This is a genomic window from Syntrophus sp. (in: bacteria) (assembly GCF_040768185.1).
GTDB classification, from domain to species: domain Bacteria; phylum Desulfobacterota; class Syntrophia; order Syntrophales; family Syntrophaceae; genus Syntrophus; species Syntrophus buswellii.
The window spans coordinates 1-23260 of record NZ_JAXGNC010000005.1; the positions used below are offsets into that span (position 1 = coordinate 1).

Consider the following 23260-nt stretch of genomic DNA (forward strand, 5'->3'; position numbering starts at 1 on the left):
TAGCCGCCGGCTCTCATCGAAGAAGGAGTCCTCGGTGAGATTCAGAATGCCGAACACCGTCACCATGGCGTCGGCCTCCGCAGCGACTTCCACGATGGGGATCGGGCGAGCAAAAAGGCAGCAATTATGAGCCCCATACCTACAAAGCCCCACGCATCAAGCTTTTGCCCATGAAGCAACCAGGCAATGGCTGTAATTATGACGACGCCGAGTCCCGACCAGACTGCATAAGCAACACCGACAGGGATGGATTTCAGAACCAGAGAAAGAAAATAAAATGCGATGCCATAACCGATTATGACAACGGCGGAAGGGGCAAGCTTAGTAAAGCCCTCGCTAGATTTTAATGCGGATGTTGCGATTACTTCGCCAACTATTGCGATAACAAGAAAAAGCCAGCCTTTCATGATATATCTCCCAATTTGTGTAGGGCTTATTATGCACGCTTAAAAATAATAAAAGCAGACTTGACCTGATAGTTTGGCTGTGAGCAATTATGTGCTTAGTGCATCTAACAAGTAATTCTATGGTTCTGTCTGTCCTTCCTTTCGTAAGAATATACTGAAAGATGGATAGACACTGCCTTTATGTTTAACTCCTGGAACTTGAACGCCGATTACCATATTACATAACCTATACATTTTTAGTCCCGATGAACTCTCGGTAATCATTTATTATTTATGGTGGTTAGATTAATGCCTTGACAGATTTATTTCAACGAAATATTTTAACTTTCTGTATAACATACTGATTTGCAGGATGTATAGAAAAAGGAGAATTATTCATGCTGAACATCCCGCCCGCATTGCTTAAACAATATGAAGTATTTTTACGTAATAAGACTATTCCAATCAGCTTCCAGGGGACCTATAAGAAGTGGTTACGCTATTACCTGGACTTTTGCCGGAAGTATCATTTCCATCCTTCTCAAAACGCCAGCCTGCCTCCTTTTATCCGTAAATTACAGGACAAGAAACAGACGAATGAGCAGCGAGAACAGGCTGCAAAAGCGATTAACCTTTATTATGAACTTTGTAAGGCAAAGGACCCTGACAGCATAGGAACCGTTTTGCAGATGAATGATCAAGGATACGCAACCTGGAATGATTCCCATCAAACCAAGCTCCATGAGAATACTGGGCTGTCGATTAAAGCTGAAGAGGCGAATCTTTCTCTTTCCGGTGCTTCCTGGAGAGCGGAGTACTCACGATTGGAGGATGAAATCCGTGTAAGGCATTACTCTGCTAAAACTCTCAAGACATACAAAGGATGGGTACAGAAGTTTCAGGCGTTTACAAGCAGCAAATCTCCGGCTTTACTTTCCCCCACGGATGTCAAAGAGTTTCTTTCCTTTTTGGCGGTTAAGCGGCAGGTGTCTGCCACAACGCAAAATCAGGCATTTAACGCATTGTTATTTTTTTATCGACATATCCTGCACAAGGAATTCGGAACAATCGATGGGGTTGTCAGGGCAAAACGAAAACCATATATTCCCGTGGTTCTGTCTCGCGATGAGATTGAGAGTATTCTTCAATATTTGGAATACCCTTGTGATCTTGTCGTGAAATTACTTTACGGCTGCGGACTTCGGCTTTTTGAATGTCTGGGACTTCGTGTGCATAGCATAAACTTTGATGCAGGCATCCTGACGGTTCATGACGGTAAAGGACAGAAAGATCGGACGGTACCGCTCCCTGAAACGATTTTACCCGAAATGCAAAAACATCTTGGTTTCCTGAAAAAACTTCATCAAAGGGATCTTGATAAAAAATATGCCGGCGTGTTTCTAGTGAATGCCTTGGAACAAAAATACAAAAATGCATCAAAGGAGTTTATCTGGCAATGGTTTTTCCCTGCGAAACAATTGACCTATGATAAAGAGGCCGCAGAGTACCGGCGCTATCATCTTCATGAAACGCTGGTCCAAAAGGCGATCAAGGATGCGGTGAACAAATCGCGGATCTGCAAGCGCGCCTCGGCCCATACATTCCGTCACAGCTTTGCGAGCCATTTACTGCAGGCGAATTATGACATCCGAACGATTCAGGAGTTGCTGGGGCACAGCGATGTAAGAACGACCATGATATACACCCATACCGTCAAGAGCCGGACGCTGAAAGAGGCAAAGAGCCCCCTGGATTTCTGATGTTTCAGTTTGAGTGAAGGAGAATAGGGATAAGGAATTCCAAGGGACGCCCCTGAGTCGCTTGTGGAGCTGGCCGACACGGTCCCCCGTCATGCAGGCGGCTTTGGCCGCACAGTGTCGTCAGTCTATTCATTCTCTCCATCTGTCTTGTTCATCTTTGTTTATTCCCCGAAGCTTGGAGGGTCCTCATCAAAACTACACTTGGGATTTGTGAAGACGTCAGCCACGGCAGCAATACCCGTTGGATCCAAAGCCATGAGAAGATCCTTCGTGTCGGGCGACTCTCTCGCCAGAGTTGCCTCGGCCAGAATCTCCGCTGCATTCCAACACACCTCCTCGGCGATCTCCTTTGAGTACTTTTTGAGAAGTTTCTTGTTCAGCTTGGAGCGGATGCCAGGCATCATCTCATGAGCTATCGTCTTCGTTGATTTCTTGATGGTTTCCTTTGCTATCGCTTTACTCGTCGTCCTTGCCGCAGTCTTCGCCGAAGCCTTTGCCGCATTCACCGCAGCGTTGGCTGAACCTCCCGTGGTTACAGCGGTCGCTATGTTCAGTGCAAGTTCCAGAGGTGCGAATATCTGCTTAATGGTCTTGTCAGCACATTGATTTGCATGAGTTGCACATCCAGCACCACAATCGACAGGCTGGGTACTGGGACAGTCCTGCCAGCAGACAGGTCCCACACCATGATAATTCTCCTTGCACGGCTTATAACAAAGGCCGGCATCATACACTTGCCCTTTTTTGCATTTCATCGGCTTGCCTACTCCGCGTCCCTTAGACTTCTTCTGGCAGGATATGCCAATGTCCGTCATCCCCGGAGGGCATCTTGGACTGCAAACACAGCAGCCAATCGCCCGATAATCAGGCTTGCACTTGGGATAATAGATGGCCCCGTACTTTTCACATTGGCCCTGTCCGTGCTTCTTCTCGCAGCGTTTTTTGGCGTTGCTCAGATTAAAAGCCTGGTCCCCGAACTTCCAGGGAAATCCCACTCCCCTTCCGTAGGACTTCGGCTTAAAGCAGTAGGCCCCGTCATCACGGAACCCAGATGGACACCTCTGCCAGCACACAGGGCCGACTCCCTTCGCCCCTGGCATGCCAATGTCTTCGCAAGTGGGATAGCAAAGTCCGGCGTCCTTCTCCTGACCCTCCGGACAAGCGCTGACCGGCACACCCACACCACGCCCGTAGGAGTGCCTCCAGCAGTATGGTTGATTTGCCTTGCCCAGCTCCTTAAGGGACCAGCGCAGAAGGGCGTCTTTTTCTTCCGGTGTAATGGTTTTTACTGTGGTCGAATTCATGCTGCAGCCGAAACACAGCAGGGCCAGAACCGCAGAAATCATTATCATGATACTGGACGTTTTTTTCATGCCTCAGTCTCCTGTTTTGTCGAGCTTTAATGAACGGTCTGGTCTGAGCGTGGCCACAAAAAAGATGGAAAAATAAACCGACATAGACAAGAAAGGCGAGGGAGAGCGGGATGACTATTCCTCTGTGTCGACAACGATTCCCAAGGAGCGTGCACGCTTGAACCATTGCTGCCTGGCCAGAGCCCGCATGTCGGCGACCGTGTCTGTTTCGTCCATTATCTCGATGCCCAGCAATGTTTCAATAAGATCCTCCATCGTCACAATGCCGGCGACCCCTCCGTGCTCGTCAATTACAAGCATGGCCTGTTGCCGCTGTTTCAAAAAGTGTTCGAAAATTTGAATCAGAGGTACGGTTTCCGGAACCGCTGCCAAGTCACGGCGCAGCGACATCAGCAGTTTGGCCTGGTTGCCGCACGAAGCCTCCAGGTAGATGTCGCTTTTTAAAACGAATCCGACAATATGATCGGGATCGCCCTGATAGATCGGAATCCGGGAGAACTTGATATCTGGCACCTTGACGGCTTCCCCGACCGTCATGCTCGCCGGCAGAGTAAACATGACCGTACGGGGCGTCAAGACATCATCAGCACTCAGTTTTCTCAGCATAAACAGATTCTTGATGATCCGTGCCTCCTCCTCCCTGAACTTTCCCTCCTGAAATCCGATATCGGCAATAGCAAGAAACTCTTCGCGACTGAACCCGCTTTCGTTTTTGCCTTTAGATATCAGCCGGGTAAGTGCCAAGCACAGAATGACCAGCGGATATAACACAAGGATCATCAAATGGACGGTACGGGCCGTAAAAGGGGCCAATTCCCTCCAATAGAGCGTGCCGAACGTCTTGGGGATAATTTCCGTAAACACCAAAATCAAAAACGTTAATACGGCTGATGTGACAGCGACATACGCACTGCCGAAGACGATCAAGGATTGGGCGCCGACTCCTGCGGCGCCAATTGTGTGCGCCATGGTGTTCAGGCTCAGGATGGCTGCCAGGGGTCGATCGATATTCTCTTTCAAACCGCGCATCAAACGTCCGGTCGTGGGCGCTTTTTTTTCGTAAGCCCCCACAAATCCCGGAGTGACCGATAAAAGCGCCGATTCAAGGAGCGAGCACAGGAACGAAAATCCAAGTGCCGCAAATAGATAAATTAATAATAACTTCATTTCCCTCACCGATAGTGTAAGTGGAGTTTTCTGAAATTCCTCCGGGAGCTACGCTTTAGGCCTCCAGAAAAATGAAGCCATTTCAAGCAGCCGCTTACGGATTGGGGCACGGAATGAATGACGTATCAGCACGAGCGACCACTCATTTCCACCCTGATTTACTTCGTCACGCGACCCCTGTGCCAGTAGGATCCCGCTCTGAGTTACAAGATACGGTCGCCAATTAAAAAAAACTCTGTTGTAGATGACCACTTCATTCATTGCTTTCCTAAAACCCCGCCGGAAACAATAAAAGCCATCACTTTAGAACTTTCTATATCCAGGGGGTTAACCCTGTCCGACGGAAATATCAGTACCTGACCGGCAAAATTATATGACTGAGGCAGGTAAACGGCAACGTGTTCTGATAGGGCAAACATACTCAGGTCTTCCCTTGTAATAAATCCCAATACTTTAGGCCCACCTGATATTATTTCTACAAGAACCGGCTTATCAAAACTTCTCTTCTCGCCTGCCAATGCATTTGTAAAGTCTTTAATGGCTGCGTACAACAATTTGACCACGGGCAATCTGATAAAAACCTGGTCTATGAGGGCAAAGAATTTATTTCCAAAGTAATTTGAAGCCAAAAACCCGATCAGTGTAATGATTGCCACGGCAATAGCGGAACCCAGGCCGGGAATTGGAAGATCAAGTAGACCATCGAACGCCCTGATAACCCAGACAATTATCGTAACGGTCAAAGCTGCCGGCACAAATACCAATAGACCTTTTATGAAATAACCTAATAAATTCTTCACTTACCTCTCCAGGGTCACATCCGATAACCTTTAGATCAAATGTGCTTTTTGGGTTATTAAACAAATCGACAATGAAGCTGATCACCTCCAATATCCGGAGAGATGATCAGCCGCTTTTGGCGATTATTCGTGTTGGTTGATTGCTGATAACTGCCAGGGATAATTCCCCACAGGACGGGTGAAGGTCCCGTATTCGTCGAACCTGACTGGTTCGGTTGTGCTGCCCGCCAGGAGACGGGCTCGTGGCAGTCGTCACCTGCCGTGACGATCTGGTAGTGCTTTTCGATTGTGAACTTGGCGACGAGTAGGAGTGTGAGCCCCGGCTACAGAAGGACTTGCTGCCGCCTGCACGGGCAAAAGCGTCAATCTCCAGGACGTAAAACAGCAAGGACTTGTCATTGTAGGAGAAGGCGCCTGCGACAATGACAAGGAGAAAGCCTGCCAAGGATATTAAGCTGATCTTCTTAATCAGGGACTGACATCTATAAACCTTCTTGCCGGTTAATCTCATATGAGATTACCAGATATCACCTGTTTCTAAGTCGCGTCAAGGGATACCATCGAGTTATTTTACTATCTGATGAATGAAATGATGCATGGCAGGAGGAAGCAAGAAATCAGAGAAGTACGCTTCAGCCGGATGAACCAAATTTCGCGCTCTTGCCTGCAGGGCTTACACAAAGGGCTGAAAAGCGGCAAAATCCCCTTCTAAAATCTTAGAATACCGGACAAGCGCGTGAAACCCATGCTTCTGCGTGGGCTGTGCCGTGATGATTCCATTCATTGAAAATCCAGGCAATCGTGTTAAGATACCCTGAAACGGTCCACGGGCATCGGAAAGGGAGCATCCGATCATGACAATTTCCAGGAAAATTCGCAAGGTTTTTCAAGAGCAGGCTCATTATTCAGGGGGCGGACGTTCATCTGATGCAGGTTTTCGGGCATCGAAATTCCCGTTCGATCCCTTTCGCTCCTGGAGCCGACTTCATGTCACAATCCCGACGATTATCTCAGCGGGTTTTCCATGGCATCCCCATCGCGGCATCGAGACGATCACCTACGTGTTGACGGGGGCTGTCGAGCATGGGGACAGTATGGGGAATCTGCGGGAAAGGATTTCCTCGGGGGACGTGCAATGGATGACCGCCGGAAGTGGAATCATCCACCAGGAAATGCCAAAGGGCGATCCCAACGGCGTCCTTGGAGGGTTTCCAGCTCTGGGCGAATTCCGGCCGCCTACAAGATGATGAACCCCCGTTACCAGGAGATCCGGTCGGACCAGATTCCCATCCTCCGGCTGGACAGCGGCATACGCATCGCGGTGATCTGCGGAACCGTCGAAGGCATTACCGGGCCGGTTTCCGATATTGTCATCGAACCCGAATACATCGATGTCACCCTCCCGGCACAGACCGCCTATGTCCACCCCACAAAGGCCGGACACACCGTTTTCGCCTATGTCATTGCCGGAAAGGGATATTTCTGCGGCGAGAAGAAGCCTTTTTCTTACGAGTCGGAAGGACGCAACGATTATGATCTGGAGGTGCCGCCCTATCTGGAAAACGGGGCGCTGGCCCTCTTTGAAGACGGCGAGGAGATCGCTGTATCAACGGAGGATGAAGGAATCCGGTTTCTCCTGGTTTCCGGAAAGCCCATCGGAGAACCCATTGCATGGCGCGGTCCCATCGTGATGAATACCTGAAGAGCTCCAGTGCCTTCGACGAACTCCAGAAGGAGACCTTCATCAAAAAGGGCACAGGATGATCAGGAGCGCGGTTCGGCGGATCACCAGATCCGCTGCAGCCGATTTGTAACATTACGCGGGGTATGATTCTGGATCATTTCAGGCGGCCAGACGGGTGCAGACCGAGCCGCTCTCGATTTCGCCATTCAATATTCCATTCCCTACAGCGGTACGGCCCCTAAGGGCAGAAAATCGGAGGACGGACCGTTCCCGAGGCCTACAGGCTCCAGGAGATGCCGACCAGCGACTATTCGCAAAGGACGGAAAAAGAAATGTTCTGGATTCCGATGGAATGCTGATCGTGTCCTATGGAATCCTGACGGGTGGCTCCGCCGTGACGGAATTCTATGCCGAACAACATGGCAAGCCCTGTCTGCACGTCGATCTGGACAAAGTGGCTCCCGCCGAGGCGGCCGTCTTCGTGCGCGCCTGGATCGACGAACATTCCATAAGCGTGTTGAATGTCGCCGGGCCGCGGGCGGGAAAGGATCCCGAAATCTATTCATCGACGTTTACATCTCTGGAGGCGTTCAAGAAATGAGCATCCGCATTTTAGCCACATCCTCCCTGGTGGGCCCGTACATTGAACATCTGGGGCTCAGCTTTCCCGAGCTGTGCATCGCTCCCTTCCCGTCTCCGGAATGGACGGCCGCGCTCACTCAGTGCGGAGGCCCTCGTCGTTCTGCTCTCAGAGCCCTGACGGAAGCGGATCTGGAACGCTGCCCGAACCTGAAGGTCATCTGCACCTATTCCGTGGGCATAAACCATCTCCCCGTCGCCTATTGCCGGCAAAGGGGCATTCGCATCGTCAATACGCCCGGCGTGTTGACGGATGCCACAGCCGATCTGGCCCTGACGCTTCTGCTCTCCCTGACCCGGCGCGTCAGCGAAGGCGAGACCCTGGTGCGCTCCGGCCAGTGGAAGGGGTGGGCGACCGACCTGCTCCTGGGAACCGGCCTCTCGGGAAAAACCTGCGGGATTCTGGGATCCGGCCCGATCGGCCGGGCCTTTGCCCGACGGGCCTGGGCCATCGGGATGACGGTCTTTTTCTGGGACCGGGAAGGAAACCAGCCCCCGGTGGATTTCGGCGTGGAGATCGCCGAACGCCTGCCCCTGGATGAGCTGCTGCCGCAGAGCGACGTGCTGTCCCTCCACTGCCCGCTGACGGATACGACCAGGGGCCTGCTGGGCCGCGAACGGCTCGCCCTTCTGCCCCGGGGAGCCTTTCTCATCAATACGGCCCGGGGCGGGATCTTCGACGAACAGGCAGCCATGGACCTGCTTGACGAGGGACGGCTGGGAGGGATCGGTCTGGATGTTTTCGACAATGAGCCAACGCTGAATCCCGGGTGGCTTGCCGCGCCGAGAACGGTCCTTCTTCCCCACCTCGGATCCGCCACGGTCGAGACGCGGGAAGCGATGTCACGGCTGCTTTGCCTTGGAATCGAGGAATCCCTGCGAACGGTCGGCCGAGCGGCTTCCCGGGAGGCATGAGCATGAAATTACGGGGCTCGCCGTGAGAAAGGTCTTTCTGATAACGCCAAGCTGCCTGATCAAAAAGAGGCGCGATTTTACCGGCGGGATTCGACGGCTCGCCGAGCTGGGGTTTAACGTCATCAACCCGGAATTCCCTGCAACTCCGCTCTCGCCGCAGGAGAAAGCGGACCAGATCCACCGGGCCTTTTCGGACCCGGATATCGCAATGATCCTGGCTGTGCGGGGCGGCTATGGAGCCATGAAGGCCCTGCCCTTGATCGACTTCGACCTCATTGGCGACCATCCCAAATTCTTTGCCGGTTTCAGTGACTTAAGCGCATTGATCAACCCCATTTTTGAACGGACCGGAATGGTCACCCTTCATGCACCGATGGTTAAGAACCTGGGCGCACCGTCACCCTTTACGTTGAAGTCCTTTATAAACGCCGTCAACGGCTACCCGGAGAGAAACCTTTTCAAAGGCGCACCGGTAACGGTCTATCAACCCGGTACGGCCAGGGGTGTTCTCAAGGGCGGCAATCTCATGACCCTTACCGCGCTGATAAAGACGGACTGGGAGCTCGATACGGAGCAGACGATTCTTTTCCTGGAAGATGTGGATGAAAAGAGCCATTCGGTCGATCGCTGCCTGACCCAGTGGATCCTTGCCGGCAAGTTTCGGGATGTCAGGGCGATCATCCTCGGCGATTTCCGCGGGATCAGAAGCAGTCAGGTGTACGGGATGATCGCCTCGCAGATGGAAATAAAATTCCCCGTGGTTTCCTGCCCCTATATCGGCCATGGGAACAACAAGATTTCTCTGCCCGTCGGCGCCCTGGTCGAGCTGAATACGGATCGGAAGAGCCTCCGGATTCAGGAGATGTCCCTGCCGGGAGTTCGATCATGAACGTCATCTGGCTGATCCTGCTTTCCGTCGGTATCGTCTTCGCCGTTTTTACCGGAAACCTGGAGCCCTTCACGCAGGCCGTTTTCGACGGCGCCAAATCGGCGGTGGAGATCTCCCTGTTCCTGCTGGGCATCGTCTCGGTCTGGCTGGGGATCACACGGATTCTCGAAGACTCCGGGCTGATCTACCGGATCGCCCATGTATTCCGACCGGTTCTCTCCCGGCTGTTCAGAAACATCCCCGACGATCACCCTTCTCTTACGGCCATTACGCTCAACATCCTGGCAAACCTTTTCGGCCTCGGCAATGCCGCCACTCCCCTGGGAATCAAAGCCATGCAGGAACTGGACACCCTCAACAAAGACAAGGGAACCATCACCTTCGAGATGATGATCTTCATCGTCCTCAATACGGCCAGCATCCAGTTGATCCCCTTTTCGGTCATCGGGATTCTCGCAGCCTATGGCGCCCATAATCCGGCGGAGATCGTTCTGCCGGTCCTGATTGCCACCGCCATTTCGGCCGTTGCAGCGCTCTTCATTCTCTTCACGTTCAGGAAGATCCTCAAATGATCCGGCAGCTCAACACGATCTCCCTCCTCATCATCCCGCTCTTTCTCCTTTTTACGGTCCTCTATGGAACGTTGAAGAAGGTCCGGGTTTACGATTCCTTTGTTGCCGGCGCGAAAGAAGGGCCGGGAATCATTCTGAACATCTTCCCCTATCTGCTGGCAATCTTTGTGGCCATAAAAGGCTTCCAGGCGTCGGGCGCCTTCGACTGTCTCCGGAATCTCTTTTACAGCGCCTTTTCCTTCCTGGATATCCCCGTCGAAGTCATCTCCATGTCGATCGTCAAGCCGCTCTCCGGAAGCGCCTCGACAGCCCTGTTTACCGACATCGTCAAAACGACGGGGCCGGACTCGGCTGCAACGCGGATGACCGCCGTGATCATGGGAAGTGCGGAAACCACCTTTTATGTCCTTGCCGTTTATCTTGGCGCGGTGAGCATCCGGAAAACCCGCTATCTCGTACCGGTGTGCCTGGTTGCCGACCTGATCGGAATCGTTACCGCCGTTTTCGTGGTGAGGTGCCTTTTCTGAAATGTGCAGGCTGCTGGGCATCACGAATTTCAACTTCGTAAGGCATCGACAGATCGTCAACCATTTCTGCGATCTCGCCCGAACCGGTCACGTAATGGCCGGCGATCCTCCCGGACACGGCGATGGATGGGGAATGGCCTTCTATCTCAACGGTGTATGGAAAGTCCGCAAAAGCGGCGGGAATGTCCTGGAAGAGACGGACAAGATCACGAGCCCTCTCCGAAGAGCCGGGGAATGTCCTGTTTTGATCCTCCATCTGCGCAAGTCCGCCTGGAACGACACCTCCACGTCCCGGCATGCCCATCCCTTCCACTACAAAAACACGGTTTTTGCCCATAACGGCACAATCTACAATTACCAGGGGCTGATTCCCGGCATAACCGTTCCAGGCCTCGGAGAGGATGCCCTCGATACGGAAGTCTTCTTCCTGCATGTCATGAGCGATCCGTCTTTTGACCTGGCCAGGGCCTTTATGAACAGCGTTTCCCTGATCAGGCGGGATTATACCTTCTCCGCTCTCAACTGCCTCTTCAGCGATGGGAAACGCCTGTTCGCCTACCGCGATTACGCCAGGGAACCGGATTACTATTCTCTCTTCAAGGCCTCCTCGGAGAGTTCCTGCATTGTTTGCTCCCAGCCTATCATGGAGGATCTTCCCTGGAAAATGATGGAGAAGGAAGAACTTCTGGTGGTGCAGGAGGGATCCGATGATTCGACCTGAGAAGCTATACTTCACTCGAAATGTGTTTGCCTGAAAGCACAGACCGCTATGGACTGTACGTTATTCCCCCAACATGTTATCGACCCAGGAAATTGCCGCCGCAACATTGGGAAAACCAATGGTGCTGGTCAGCAGAATGAGCGCCGGTATTCCCTGAAGAAGAAACCGCTTATTGCCCTTTGTCACCATGGGACACAACGATCTTCTGTGTCATGACAAACCATACGAAATTGAACGTCACTTCCTAAAATCGGTCATAAGGGCTCACCAGGCATAGAATGGCAGGAAATGGCGGCTACAATGCTCAGCAAAAAACGCTTAAAGGGAGATAGACATGGAATTTCTTTCTTTTATCTACAAGTACGGCATCTGGATATCCGTCCCGGTATTTCTCTTCTCTGTCATCCTGCTCGTAAAATGCATCATCGGTGTGATCCGGATTGAGGCAGAGTCGCGGCTGATCAGTGTCCCCCTCCGCGATCGCCAGGAGATCAATTTTTCCGAGTCGGGCAGGGTTGTCCTCTGCATGGAAGGCCCCATCCTCAGCAGGCGTTTTGCAGCGTTGAAATACGAACTCACGGGACCTGATGGAATGGCGGTGAAGAGCCGCAGGGCCTTTTTGCGGACGACCACCTCGGGATTCAAAAAAGCGACCCGGGAACTGAGGGTCTTCGACATTGCCTTTCCGGGTCGATACACCTTTGAGATCCTGGGCCTCAAGGGGGAAAACCCCTCAGACCCCGAGCACCGGATGGTCTTTACAAGGCCTCACCTGGCGCGCACGATGGCCTGCATCATCGGGATCGTCTTCACAGCGGGACTCACCATCCTGAGCCTGGTTCTCTTCCTGATGCGGCTCGTCGGCGTAAAATGACCGGATTTGAGCGCCGCCTCCCTCAATTTCCTTTTCAGGGCTCAAGGCCTTTCTGCGTTTAAATAAAGATTGATGAAAAGAAATGTTGTGGTAAACTTCCCATACTATCCGAGAATGGATAAAAGCTCCTAGGTCAGGGACAGCCACTTCAGAGCAAGCTTTCGCGTAAGACGGACCGGATCCTTTTCGATTCCTTTTAATTGAGTGGCCTCAGCCACAGAATGTTGAGGACGTTATGAAAACGAAGCGCTTTTTCCTTTTGTTGCTGCCTTTTCTCCTTTTTCTTCTGCCGGTATGGGTTGGAGCAGATCCACCTGCCGATCAATGCATCTCCTGCCACACGGACGATCAAAAGATGAAGTCCCTGGTCAGGATGCCCACCCTTCACAGTGAAGGCGAGGGGTGAGCAGGCGCCCCTCCGCCCGTGAAGGCGGAAGATTATTACAAGGGCTATCTCGTCGACTCCGCACTTTTAGCCAAAGATCCCCATTTCTCCCAGGGATGCGACATCTGCCACAAGGGCGACAAGACAAGCACAAAGAAGGAGTCGGCCCATAAGGGGCTGGTATGCCGGCCGTCGGACAATCTCAAAACCTGCGGCCGCTGCCACGGAAAGATCGCGGACACCTATGGAAAATCCCTGCATTATACAACAATCGGCCAGAGGCAGGGTGTCATGGGCCGCTTTTCCAAGGCGGAGCTGAAAACCTTTGACAAGAAGGTTTTTGAACAATCCTGCCGGAGCTGCCATGCCTCCTGCGGCGATTGTCACGTGAAGTCACCGCCTGTTTCCGGAATCAGCATGGGCCTCATCCAGGGCCACAAATTCGTCAAAAAGGACGAAGCAAAGACCTGCGCCTTCTGTCACGGGGGGCGCGTTTACCCGGAATACACGGGTGAATACGGCGGAACGACAGACGTCCACTACCAGAAGGGGATGATGTGCCTTGACTGCCACAACAAGCAGGAACTCCACGGCGACGGACAGAAGTATATGACCAAGCAGGAGGTGAAGGACCGCCCCTCTTGCACGAACTGCCACAAAACCATCACGTCGGAGAAACCCATGACGACGATGGCCCACAACGTTCACCTCGGCAAGGTGAGCTGCTATGGCTGCCACTCGGGCGGCCAGTACCGGAATTGCTACAACTGTCATGAAGGGACGGGCGCCAAGTCCGAACCTGGATTCATCCTCGGGAAAAACCCACGGAACAGGAATGAGGTCACGACGCTCCGCGTCGTTCCCACCGTCCGTGATTCCTTTGCGAAGGCAGGTATTCGCATGGCCCATTACGACAATCTTCCGAATTACTGGGACACCCCTGCCCACAACATCAGGAAACGCACGGACCGGACCCGATCCTGCGATTCCTGTCACAAGGACAGGACCGGATTCCTGACGCGGGAAACCCTCCTGAAGGGAGGCGCCAAGGCAAACGAGGGATTGATTTCCACTCCGAAAGCCATCTCCCGGTAACCTTTGCTTCGAGGATGAAAGGAGGTGGGGCAATCCGGCAAACCAACCTTTCCTCAATAACTGTTCAACCATGACGAGCAAAAGGAGAAATCATCACAGGCATATCGAACCAAGGATGAGCGCATGGAGAACGTTCGCAGATGAAAAGCGGATTCTCGTGCCGACCGACTCCCAATCAGCAGAAAGGAGACAATATGAAAAAAATCAATATGTATGCTCTTCTCTTGATCGTGTTCTTTTTATTGCCCCTGACAGTGGTTGCCGAAGAGTTTTCGCCGATTGTTTCCACCGATTGGCTCCACCAGAATCTTGACAATCCAAAATTGATCATCGTGGATATCCGGAAAGTTGAAGACTATCGGACAGGCCACATCCCCGGGGCCATCAGTCTCTTCTATGGGACGTGGGCCATCAAAAAGGGCGATTTTGACAATCAGCTCCCCGAGGACGATGAACTTGTCGACCTATTGAGTTCCGCGGGCATCGGTCCTGATTCGATCGTTGTCGTTGCCGGGACGACGGAATCGGGCCCTGACCGCGTCAACACATCCCGGGTGGCATGGACTCTGAAATATGCCGGGGTCAAGACCGTCGGCATCCTCGATGGGGGATATACCAAGTGGATGATGAGGGAAAAACGGGCCATCTCAACGGATATCGTAAAACCAAAGGCTAAGCCTTACCAGGGAAAATTCAACAAGAATCTTTTAGCCGATAAAGACTACGTCACGAGTCAACTGGGAAAGGCCTTGATTGTAGATGTCCGGGAGCCGGAATTTTTCAGCGGCAAAAACAAGCTTCCCTTTGTTGCCAAGGCGGGCAGAATCGCAGGGGCGGTCAATCTTCCCACCGCACAGGTGTTTGATAAGTATCCGCCGGGTGAGCACCTTGAAACATGCTGTTATACGCTGAAAACCAAGGATCAGTTGAAGAATATGGCATCCGGGGTCGTGGGCGGCGATTTGTCACGGGGGATCATCGTCTACTGCGATACGGGAAGGGTAGCGAGTACCTGGTGGTTCATTCTGCATGAAGTTCTCGGGTACACAAATGTAAAAAATTACGACGGCTCCATGCAGGAATGGTCAAAGGACCCGAACGCAAAAATAGAGCCGTAATCGTGAAAGGGATGAAGGAGTTGGATAGGTGATGCCTTCTTCGTCACCACTGGAAGTCATCCCTATTTTGGAGATTGCATGCTGACAGGTAAGCAGAAGAGATTTCTTCGCGGAATGGGACATGATCTGAAACCCGTTGTGCTGATCGGCAAGGGTGAACTCACCGAATCCGTCCTTCGGGAAACCGATTCGGCCCTGGCGCATCATGAATTGATCAAGGTGAAGCTCCTGGAGAGCAGCCTTTCAGACCGCCGGGAGGCGGCCGAACAGATGGCGTTGACTCTCAATGCTGAAATTGCCCAGATCCTGGGAAGGACCATTCTCCTGTACAGGAAAGCCGAGCAACCGAAGATTGACCTGCCTTAAATGAGCGAGGGGAACAGGATTGCATCATGGTAGACCTTCACTGCCACACCACAGCCTCGGACGGTTTGATGACCCCGACCGATCTCATCAGGATGGCTGCAAAAGAGGGTGTTACCGTCATCGCCATTGCAGATCATGATACGGCCGACGGTCTTGACGAGGCGGCCCGGGAGGCACGGCAAGAGGGGATAAACTTTCTTCCGGCTATCGAGTTATCCGTTTCCTATCCCACAGGGGAATTTCATCTTCTGGGATATGGGATCCGGCATCATGACGAGGATTTTCGGGATAAGCTGGCGCAGCTGAAGAGCATCCGCGAAGAGAGGGTCCTGAAAATCGTTGAACGGCTGAATCGCGCCGGGGTCCAGTTAACCCGCGAGGATGTGTGCCATGAATCCAACGGAGCCGCGCCCGGCAAGCCCCATGTAGCGCGCGCCCTCATAAAAAAGGGCTACGCTTCCGATATCCATTCCGCCCTGCGCACCTATCTTGACAAGGGCGCTCCAGGGTATGTCTCCAAGGAAAAGCTCTCACCGGAATCGGCCATCGGTCTCATCCGGAGCGCCGGAGGCCTTCCGGTCCTGGCCCATCCTAAGTCTCTCAGGTGCAGGGACTACAGGGAATACGAGCACATTACCCAGGAATTGACCGATCAGGGAATTGCCGGCATCGAGGTTTATGCCACCATGCACGACAAGCAGGATGTCAAGCTCTTTGGGGAACTCGCAAAGCGGCATCATCTGCTTGTGACGGGAGGAAGCGATTTCCACGGGGATAATGGCGGGAGGCTGGGATATTACGGTTATCCCAGGCTCATTCCCGAAAGCTGCTCCCGGGCGCTTCTCCAATACGGCGTTCCCTGATATCACAGAAACGGTATGCTTGCCGGGAAACGGCTGGGAAGGAAGGGCAGATCAGATGGATAAAAAAAAGCAGCAGTACAAGTGCGCAGTCTGCGGTTACATCTATGATCCGGAAAACGGGGACCGCATAGGCGGCATCCCGGCAGGCACAGCCTTCGAAGATCTGCCTGACGACTGGGCATGCCCGTTATGCAGCTCGGATAAATCGGAGTTTAAGCCTACGATAAGCCGGCCCATGTACCAGCCACCAAAATGACCTTTGTTGCCGGACGGCTTTGCTTCAAATGATCGGAGCGGCTTCGTTCCCGCCTCCCTGAGGATGCCGCGACCAGGCTGGATCGCCCCCTGCCGGTCTGCCCCCGTGAGCTGTCATCCTCCGCAAGGCCGGATGAATCCTAATCCGTGGCCTTCAGCGTCGTCAGCAGAAAACGGCGGAAGATCTCATAATCGGCGGCCATGGGCAGAGGTTTGCCCGACCGATGATCAAGATCCCGCATGCTGACCGGCAATTCGGGACTGATGTTCAACAACGATTCGATCTCTTCAGGAAACTTCGCCGGATGGGCCGTTTCCAGGCAGACGCAAAGCGGCGTCTTTCCAGCCTGCTCCAGGTAGCGTTCAAGCCCGCACCAGCCCACGGCACCGTGTGGCTCCAGAAGGAGCCGGTATCGTTCATAAGCCCGGCGGATCGTCTGCCGGGTTTCCTCATCTGAAACGGCCACGGAGAAGATGTTCCTCCTCATGGTTTCCAGGTCCGGCACCCGGTGCACAACGCCCGTCCGATCGACCGTCCCTCCGTACAATTCGAAGAACCGGGCCAGATTGCTCGGGTGACCGACATTCATAGCGTTGGAAAGACAGGCGCGGGAAGGAGATATCTTCCCGTACACTCCGGTTTCCAGAAAGCGGGGGAACTCGTCGTTTTCGTTGGTGGGCATCACCAATCTGCGAAGGGGCAGCCCCATCCGCCTGGCATATTCGCATCCCAGGGCATCCCCGAAGTTTCCCGAGGGCACGGAAAAGACGATCTCGTCTCCAGGCTCGGAAAGCTGGGCATAGGCATAGACGTAATAAATCATCTGGGGAAGAATCCGGCCGAAATTGATTGAATTGGCGGAGGTCAGATTCAAGCCGGCCAAGGCCGGATCGGCGAAGGCCTGTTTGACGAGATTCTGGCAGTCATCGAACTTTCCGTCCACGGACAGCGTACACACATTGCCGCCGATCGTATCCAGCTGCTTTTTCTGCCGTCCGCTTACCTCATCCCGGGGGTAGAGGATATAGACATCAATCCCATCGACGCCCTTGAAGGCTTCCCCCACGGCACTTCCCGTATCCCCCGACGTGGCCACCAGGACATTCAGGCGCATCCCCGGGTCGCGGAAATGGCTCATCAGGCGGGCCATCATCCGGGCCGCAAAATCCTTGAACGACGCCGTAGGCCCCCGGTCGAGACGAAGGACGTACAGGCGATCCACAACGTTCTCCAGGGGAACGTCGTAATTGTAGGACGACTCGATCACCGCGGCCAGGGTTTCCGGGGGCATATCCGCCCCGAGATAGGCCTCCGCCACCAGCAGAGCGGCCGCCGTGTAGGGCCGGCCTTTCAGATGATGGATATCTTTCAGGGATAACCGGGGAATCGTTTCGGGCATATAGAGCCCCTCATCGGGGGCCTGCCCCAGGAGGAGGGCTTCCCGGAAGGAAACGGGTTCCGCGGGCTTTCTGCCTTCTACGGCGGCAAGATAACGGTTCGTACTGTAATAAAGGATTTTTTCTCTCATGATGTCCTTCAAGGGCTGTTACCGGTTTATGGGATGGCTCCGTATAAAATCGAGAAAGATCTGATGGTGGCGCATTAAAGCAAGCTGTCTGCGATAAATCAAATAAAAAGAACGCTCAATGCGGCAGTCTTCCACAGGAACTTCACACAGGATACCGGAACGAAGCTCCCGGTCGACGGCATGGACGGAAATCATCGAGATTCCAAGACCTGCAAGAACGGCCTCCTTTACAGCCTCCGAGCTCCCAAGCTCCACGACGACCCGCAGACGGGACAGAGTCCAGCCGACAACATTCCGAAGATAATTTTCGAAGACCTCCCGGGTCCCGGATCCTTTTTCCCGGACAACAAAGGGCTCCTCGGCCAGCTCGCTCCAGGACACGGTCCTCCTGCCGGCGAAACGATGCCCCCTGGGCACCGCGAGAACCAAACGGTCCTCCCAGAGAGTTTCCACGTGGAGCTTAGGATTCTGGGGACTTTTCCCGATGATGCCGATTTCCGAGGCCGCATTCAGGATCGCATCCAGAGACTCATCGCTGTCGGCCATCTGGACATGAACCCGGATTTCCGGATGGTCTTTATGGAAGCTCCCGAGAACGTAAGGAAGAAGATAGGTCGCAGGAATCGTACTTGCCTGAATGTCGATCACTCCCGAAGCGCGATCCTGTATCCGGATCAGCCGCTCACCCGCCTCTTCCCGCAGATGGAGCACTTTCCGGGCATAATCGTAAAGGACCTTCCCTTCGGGAGTCAGGGAAATCCCCGCTCGCTCCCGGTTGACCAGGCGGACGTTCAGATCCTCTTCCATGTTTTTGACGTGTTTGGTCAGGGTGGGCTGGGTGAGACAGACCTTGCGTGAAGCCCGGCTGAAGCTCCGCTCTCCGACGAGGGCGACCAGGGTTTCAAGCTGTTGAAATGTGATGTTCCGAAAAGGATTGTATGCCATAGATAGCCCTGTTATCATAACGGATAGGAATAATCAATTCTGTTGTTGTCTCTCGATGAATTTGACATCTTTGCGGCTTTCTTCTATATTCGTGCCGTCCATGGCTGTTCGCAAACCTGCCTGGCCGCATTTCCCCTGAGCGGCGGCCGGCAGGCATCGGCAAACAAGGACTTGATTTTAAAAAAATTCAAGATTGGAGATATGGTTCATGGAGGATCCCAAGAAGCCCCGACTGACCACAACCGTCTCGGGAGCCGGTTGAGCCTGCAAATTAGGTCCGGGAGACCTGAGTGAAGCGTTGTCCGATCTTCCCCTGATTTCTGATCCCAACCTGATTGTGGGAATGGAGCACGGTGAAGATGCCGGCGTATACAAATTACGGGATGACTTGGCCCTCATTCAGACCCTGGATTTCTTCACGCCCATCGTGGATGATCCCTACACCTTCGGCCAGATTGCCGTGTCCAACTCCCTGAGCGACGTGTACGCCATGGGCGGCCTGCCGCTGACCGCCATGAATATCGTCTGCTTCCCGGTCAGAACCATGGACATCTCCATCCTCCGCCAGATCCTCCTCGGCGGTCTGGACAAGATGCGGGAAGCGGGGGTCGTGCTGGTGGGCGGCCACAGCGTGGAGGACAAGGAGCTCAAATACGGCCTTTCCGTAACGGGGACCGTCCATCCGGATAAGGTCCTGCTCAATACCGGATCCCGCCCCGGAGACCGCCTCATCCTCACCAAACCCCTGGGGACCGGGATCGCCGGTACGGCCATAAAAGCCGGAATCGCCTCGGAAGCCCTGATTGCTCGATCCATCGCCTCCATGGCGGCGCTGAACAAAAAGGCCGCTGAAATCATCCAGGCAACCCCGGCCGTTCACGCCTGCACGGATATCACCGGCTTCGGACTCCTCGGCCACCTCGCGGAAATGATCGAGGGGCAGGACATCGGCATCCGGATTTTTTCCGACCGGGTTCCCTTTTTCCCGGAAATCCGGGAACTGGCCGAAATGGGCATCCTTCCCGAAGGCCTTTACCGGAATCGAGATTTCCGGATGCCCCTGATGGATCTGAGTCCAGCCTGTCCGGAATGGAGATCCGACATTCTCTTCGATCCGCAGACCTCAGGCGGATTGTTCTTCGCGCTGTCTGCCGACCAGGCGGAAGCCTGTCTCGCCCGTGTGCACGCCGCCGGCCTGGCCGAAGCGGCCATCGTCGGCGAGGTCTTGTCCGCCCCAGCCGGCCGGATCATCGTTGAATAGGAGGAACCCTCCTCAGCCAATCGGGTCTCCCTGTAAGCCAAATCCGCACCCCAAAATACGGTTTTTCAGGTATTGATTAATTCGCGATATGGGTGTGTAGTTCGTCATCATTTTTGAAGTCAAAAAACAGGGAGGATGAATGATGAGACGGCTTGGTTTACGAAAATTCTTTGCACTTGTTTTGCTCCTGACCTTACTTCTGGCGCCGTCGATCGCTCTGTGCGCCACAACCTATGATCTGGCAACCGATTGGAGCAAAATCGACAACCCCAATGGAACCTGGGCGGTATGGAAAGGTTCCGAACTTCTTCAGCATCAGGTGGGCACGGGAAGCCCCATGACGGCTGGAATGGATTTCTTTGCCATGGGAAATTCCTGGGGCAATTTCCTGCCTGCGTGGTGGCAGGGGACGGACAACAACATCTACACGCACAGTTGGGACAGCTCCAATGGTGGAACATACGGTGAGTCCATCCTCACATGGACCGCACCCGAAGCAGGGACCATCAGCCTTTCCGGGTGCATCTGGTATGACCACGCGGGCGTGTCCAGGAGCAACGACTTTTCCCTCTACCTCGGCAGCACCCTTCTTGCGACAGGAACGATCAGCCATGCAAGCCACAATGGCGAAGCGAATGCCCTGACGTTCCTGGATGCCCTGGTAGCCGGCCAGGCCCTCAATGACCTGGCGGTCGATAAAGACGATGTTGTGAGCCTTTATGTCGTTGAGTCCCGAGGTCAAAACTGGGGCTCCGTGGCAGGCGTGGAGCTGACGATCACGGAAACGGCGGCACCTGTGCCTCTTCCCGGCGCGCTCCTTCTTTTCGGACCCGGTCTCGCAGGTCTCGCAATCCTGAAGAGGAAAATGACCCGCTAAACAGTGTACATGCCTCGAATTGGAGGCTTTTCGATCGAGCCGGTCAATCCACAAAAAAAGCATCTAATCTCTCAGGATTAGATGCTTTTTTTTCACTTGGAGACGCGAAGATTTCTCGCGCGGCCTTCTATTCGGCGGCTTTGCAGCCGGCGCAGCAGGATGAATCGCCGCCGCTGCAGGTCGCTGTGTCACTGGACGAGCTGCCGGTCGACTCTTTCTGCCTGGATTCCAGAGCACAAGACTTCTTTCCGCCGTAATCCGTTACATACCATCCCGAGCCGGTCAGGTGAAAGGAAGAAAGGGAAATCATTTTTTCCACACTTCCCTGGCAGTATTGGCACTGCTGTACCGGCGCTTCGGTGATTTTCTGAAAGACTTCAAATTCTCTCCCGCATTTCCGGCATTTGTACTCATAAATCGGCATACCCTAAACCTCCATGTATTATAACTTAATTGTATAAATCTCCAATCTGGTACTGGCTGCTGAAACAATCAAGGACGAGGCCGAGATCATGATGCACAACCGGCTGCATGATCTGTCGGGTGATGGAATGGACGATTTCCTCCTCCCGGATCTTTTCTTCCTGGGGCGCCTCGAAATCAAAAAGGCCTTCATCGAAGCGGATGACATGAACCAGTTCGTGCGCCGCAATATACAGCATCAGGGGCGCGAACTTGATAAAGGAGTTTGCCCGTTCGACGGCATCCAGGATCCGGTTGTCCTGAAGGCAGACGCGATAAAAGTGAAAACTTCGCGAGACATCCGGAAACCTCTTCTTTTCATAGCGATACCGACAGAGGTGGGCAAAGGCCCCATCCTGAATCTCATGGGTTTCCAGCTCGGCCAAGGTCCGGATATCATAGCGGTACGCCTGAAATGCCCGGCGCCCGAACCGGTAGTAATTCGCCACGAGCTGTTCCGCGTGGTCAAAAGCGGCTTTCGCCAGAGACATCTGCGACGGATTGAAAAACCGGTCCCTCATGATATCCCTTAACTCCCTGATGCAACATGTAAATTCCGTCAAATTATAAGCATAAATTTCAAATTGTCAATATGTCGATGAAGAGATTTCGCTTCTTTTATCCGGTCCCTTGACAGAAAAGATTCTGAAGTCATATCCGGAAGCAACATGCGATGCGTTCCCGGTGTCAAAGCGCAATTTTTCTTCCACGGAACAATGATCAGAGCGCCAACTTCAGAATTCTGGATATCAGGTTTTTATAGCTGATGCCCGAACGTTTCATCAGCATCGGAAACATGGAAATATCGGTGAAACCGGGCAGCGTATTGATCTCGTTCAGATAAATCCTGCCGTCGCACAGGAGGTAATCTACGCGGGCAAAGCCTTTGCAGTCGCACAGATGGTAAACCTTCTCCGTTGTGCTTTTGATTTCATCCCTGGCGCCAGCCTCAAGATCGGCCGGAATGGCGACCCGGGTTCTGTTTTTCTTGTATTTTTCATCGAAATCATAGAAGGCCCCGCCCAGGAAAAGCTCTCCCGGCTCGGAAATGATCAATTCATCATTGCCCAGCACGGCCACTTCAATTTCCCTCGGATTTACAAGCCCCTGCTCGGCCAGGATTTTATCGTCGTGCCGGGCGGCCTCCCTGACGGCTTTTTTCAACTCGTTAAAATCGGTTACTTTCGTAATTCCAACGGACGAACCGGAATTGGACGGCTTGATATAAACCGGCAATTCAAAACTGCCCTTGATTTTTTCCACCCACTGATCGACATCGCTCTTTTTCCTGCCCCGCAGATCCATAAAGTCGAAAGGGACCTGGCTAATACCATGGCCGATCAGAAACGTTTTAAAGACAGCCTTGTCCATGCATAAGCTCGAGCTCAAAACCCGGCATCCACAATAGGGCACCTTCTGGATTTCAAAGAGCCCCTGCAATGCCCCGTCTTCCCCGTATTTGCCATGGGTGATCGGCAGGGCGACATCAAAGAGCCTTGAAAAATCGCCCATGGTTATTTCCTGCTCTTCCGAAGGATGACCTGCTTCCTCGGCGTCTTCCAGCACGTAGAATTTGTTGTTTTTGTGCCAGTAAACCAGAACCAGGTTGTATTTGCTGTAATCAAAGGCCTTGATGATATTTTTTGCCGAGATGACGGATATGTCAGCCTCGTTGCTCAACCCGCCGAAAAACAACCCCACCGTTTTCTTTTCCATGTAAGCGCCTCTCTTCATTCCGGAGATATTCTTGGTGCCGTGCTGTTCAAACTGATCCGCCCTTCCGCGCTGAAGCGTTCT

At 53.3% G+C, this 23260-nt stretch carries 27 protein-coding genes and 1 pseudogene; 17 read left to right on the forward strand and 11 right to left on the reverse strand.

Annotated features, from left to right (window positions below; translation table 11 throughout):
• Positions 1–59 precede the first annotated feature (59 nt).
• Complete coding sequence (locus AB3175_RS06535) at positions 60–407, reverse strand: quaternary ammonium compound efflux SMR transporter QacE delta 1 (protein WP_000679427.1); 348 nt, start codon at positions 405–407, stop codon at positions 60–62.
• A 377-nt stretch (positions 408–784) separates the two neighbouring features.
• Here AB3175_RS06535 and AB3175_RS06540 point away from each other — a divergent pair, with 377 nt between their 5' ends.
• Positions 785–2146, forward strand: coding sequence for an integron integrase (locus AB3175_RS06540; protein WP_367360147.1), 1362 nt, complete (start codon positions 785–787; stop codon positions 2144–2146).
• A 161-nt stretch (positions 2147–2307) separates the two neighbouring features.
• Here the strand turns inward: AB3175_RS06540 and AB3175_RS06545 are convergent, their stop codons facing one another.
• The 4 genes and pseudogenes from AB3175_RS06545 to AB3175_RS06560 all read right to left on the reverse strand — a co-directional run.
• A complete protein-coding gene (locus tag AB3175_RS06545) occupies positions 2308–3519 on the reverse strand; it encodes a hypothetical protein (RefSeq protein ID WP_367360148.1) in 1212 nt (403 codons plus the stop codon).
• Between the two features lie 114 nt (positions 3520–3633).
• Complete coding sequence (locus AB3175_RS06550) at positions 3634–4686, reverse strand: CNNM domain-containing protein (protein WP_367360149.1); 1053 nt, start codon at positions 4684–4686, stop codon at positions 3634–3636.
• Positions 4687–4943: 257 nt separating this feature from the next.
• Positions 4944–5486: a DUF502 domain-containing protein gene (locus AB3175_RS06555; protein ID WP_367360150.1), complete on the reverse strand. Its 543-nt coding sequence runs from the start codon at positions 5484–5486 to the stop codon at positions 4944–4946.
• 123 nt (positions 5487–5609) lie between these two features.
• Positions 5610–5720, reverse strand: a pseudogene (locus tag AB3175_RS06560) (Tim44 domain-containing protein); the annotation flags it as partial.
• A gap of 620 nt (positions 5721–6340) precedes the next feature.
• Between AB3175_RS06560 and AB3175_RS06565 the strand changes: the two are divergent.
• The 8 genes from AB3175_RS06565 to AB3175_RS06600 all read left to right on the forward strand — a co-directional run bounded on the left by AB3175_RS06565 (position 6341) and on the right by AB3175_RS06600 (position 11433).
• Positions 6341–6733 (forward strand): pirin family protein, encoded by a 393-nt coding sequence (locus AB3175_RS06565; protein ID WP_367360151.1) that lies wholly within the window; start codon positions 6341–6343, stop codon positions 6731–6733.
• Complete coding sequence (locus AB3175_RS06570) at positions 6730–7188, forward strand: pirin-like C-terminal cupin domain-containing protein (protein ID WP_367360152.1); 459 nt, start codon at positions 6730–6732, stop codon at positions 7186–7188. Before AB3175_RS06565 ends, AB3175_RS06570 begins: the two co-directional genes overlap by 4 nt.
• A gap of 334 nt (positions 7189–7522) precedes the next feature.
• Complete coding sequence (locus AB3175_RS06575; protein ID WP_367360153.1) at positions 7523–7771, forward strand: putative molybdenum carrier protein; 249 nt, start codon at positions 7523–7525, stop codon at positions 7769–7771.
• Positions 7768–8724: an NAD(P)-dependent oxidoreductase gene (locus tag AB3175_RS06580; RefSeq protein ID WP_367360154.1), complete on the forward strand. Its 957-nt coding sequence runs from the start codon at positions 7768–7770 to the stop codon at positions 8722–8724. The genes AB3175_RS06575 and AB3175_RS06580 overlap by 4 nt, the downstream gene beginning before the upstream one ends.
• Positions 8725–8746: 22 nt before the next feature.
• Entirely contained in the window at positions 8747–9613 is an 867-nt protein-coding gene (locus AB3175_RS06585) for an LD-carboxypeptidase (protein WP_367360155.1), read from the forward strand.
• Positions 9610–10185, forward strand: coding sequence for a nucleoside recognition domain-containing protein (locus AB3175_RS06590; protein ID WP_367360156.1), 576 nt, complete (start codon positions 9610–9612; stop codon positions 10183–10185). The genes AB3175_RS06585 and AB3175_RS06590 overlap by 4 nt, the downstream gene beginning before the upstream one ends.
• Entirely contained in the window at positions 10182–10712 is a 531-nt protein-coding gene (locus AB3175_RS06595) for a spore maturation protein (protein WP_367360157.1), read from the forward strand. Before AB3175_RS06590 ends, AB3175_RS06595 begins: the two co-directional genes overlap by 4 nt.
• Position 10713: 1 nt before the next feature.
• Positions 10714–11433, forward strand: coding sequence for a class II glutamine amidotransferase (locus tag AB3175_RS06600; RefSeq protein ID WP_367360158.1), 720 nt, complete (start codon positions 10714–10716; stop codon positions 11431–11433).
• A gap of 60 nt (positions 11434–11493) precedes the next feature.
• On the opposite strand, the gene AB3175_RS06605 is transcribed toward AB3175_RS06600, so the two are convergent.
• Positions 11494–11622, reverse strand: coding sequence for a hypothetical protein (locus tag AB3175_RS06605; RefSeq protein ID WP_367360159.1), 129 nt, complete (start codon positions 11620–11622; stop codon positions 11494–11496).
• A 145-nt stretch (positions 11623–11767) separates the two neighbouring features.
• Between AB3175_RS06605 and AB3175_RS06610 the strand changes: the two genes are divergently transcribed.
• From AB3175_RS06610 to AB3175_RS06635, 6 genes are all read left to right on the forward strand, one after another.
• Positions 11768–12307, forward strand: a complete 540-nt coding sequence (locus AB3175_RS06610; protein ID WP_367360160.1) for a hypothetical protein — start codon at positions 11768–11770, stop codon at positions 12305–12307.
• A 424-nt stretch (positions 12308–12731) separates the two neighbouring features.
• Positions 12732–13787 (forward strand): cytochrome c3 family protein, encoded by a 1056-nt coding sequence (locus AB3175_RS06615; RefSeq protein WP_367360161.1) that lies wholly within the window; start codon positions 12732–12734, stop codon positions 13785–13787.
• Between the two features lie 194 nt (positions 13788–13981).
• Positions 13982–14905 (forward strand): sulfurtransferase, encoded by a 924-nt coding sequence (locus AB3175_RS06620; protein ID WP_367360162.1) that lies wholly within the window; start codon positions 13982–13984, stop codon positions 14903–14905.
• A gap of 78 nt (positions 14906–14983) precedes the next feature.
• Positions 14984–15271: a ribosome assembly RNA-binding protein YhbY gene (gene yhbY, locus AB3175_RS06625; protein WP_367360163.1), complete on the forward strand. Its 288-nt coding sequence runs from the start codon at positions 14984–14986 to the stop codon at positions 15269–15271.
• A gap of 26 nt (positions 15272–15297) precedes the next feature.
• The gene (locus tag AB3175_RS06630; RefSeq protein ID WP_367360164.1) at positions 15298–16134 is read left to right on the forward strand and encodes a PHP domain-containing protein; all 837 of its coding nucleotides are present in this window, start codon (positions 15298–15300) and stop codon (positions 16132–16134) included.
• Positions 16135–16189: 55 nt separating this feature from the next.
• A complete protein-coding gene (locus AB3175_RS06635) occupies positions 16190–16390 on the forward strand; it encodes a rubredoxin (protein WP_367360165.1) in 201 nt (66 codons plus the stop codon).
• Between the two features lie 139 nt (positions 16391–16529).
• On the opposite strand, the gene thrC is transcribed toward AB3175_RS06635, so the two are convergent.
• Positions 16530–17918 (reverse strand): threonine synthase, encoded by a 1389-nt coding sequence (gene thrC / locus AB3175_RS06640; protein ID WP_367360166.1) that lies wholly within the window; start codon positions 17916–17918, stop codon positions 16530–16532.
• A gap of 18 nt (positions 17919–17936) precedes the next feature.
• Entirely contained in the window at positions 17937–18863 is a 927-nt protein-coding gene (locus AB3175_RS06645) for a selenium metabolism-associated LysR family transcriptional regulator (protein WP_367360167.1), read from the reverse strand.
• Between the two features lie 208 nt (positions 18864–19071).
• Here AB3175_RS06645 and selD point away from each other — a divergent pair, with 208 nt between their 5' ends.
• Complete coding sequence (gene selD / locus AB3175_RS06650; RefSeq protein ID WP_367360168.1) at positions 19072–20124, forward strand: selenide, water dikinase SelD; 1053 nt, start codon at positions 19072–19074, stop codon at positions 20122–20124.
• 139 nt (positions 20125–20263) lie between these two features.
• Positions 20264–21001 (forward strand): hypothetical protein, encoded by a 738-nt coding sequence (locus tag AB3175_RS06655; protein ID WP_367360169.1) that lies wholly within the window; start codon positions 20264–20266, stop codon positions 20999–21001.
• A gap of 127 nt (positions 21002–21128) precedes the next feature.
• Here AB3175_RS06655 and AB3175_RS06660 read toward each other — a convergent pair whose 3' ends face one another.
• From AB3175_RS06660 to AB3175_RS06670, 3 genes are all read right to left on the reverse strand, one after another.
• Positions 21129–21425 (reverse strand): FmdB family zinc ribbon protein, encoded by a 297-nt coding sequence (locus AB3175_RS06660; protein ID WP_367360170.1) that lies wholly within the window; start codon positions 21423–21425, stop codon positions 21129–21131.
• A gap of 25 nt (positions 21426–21450) precedes the next feature.
• Positions 21451–21984, reverse strand: coding sequence for a hypothetical protein (locus AB3175_RS06665; RefSeq protein WP_367360171.1), 534 nt, complete (start codon positions 21982–21984; stop codon positions 21451–21453).
• A 199-nt stretch (positions 21985–22183) separates the two neighbouring features.
• Positions 22184–23179 carry a D-alanine--D-alanine ligase family protein gene (locus AB3175_RS06670; protein ID WP_367360172.1) on the reverse strand — a complete coding sequence of 332 codons (996 nt, stop codon included), beginning with the start codon at positions 23177–23179 and terminating at the stop codon, positions 22184–22186.
• Positions 23180–23260: the final 81 nt, after the last annotated feature.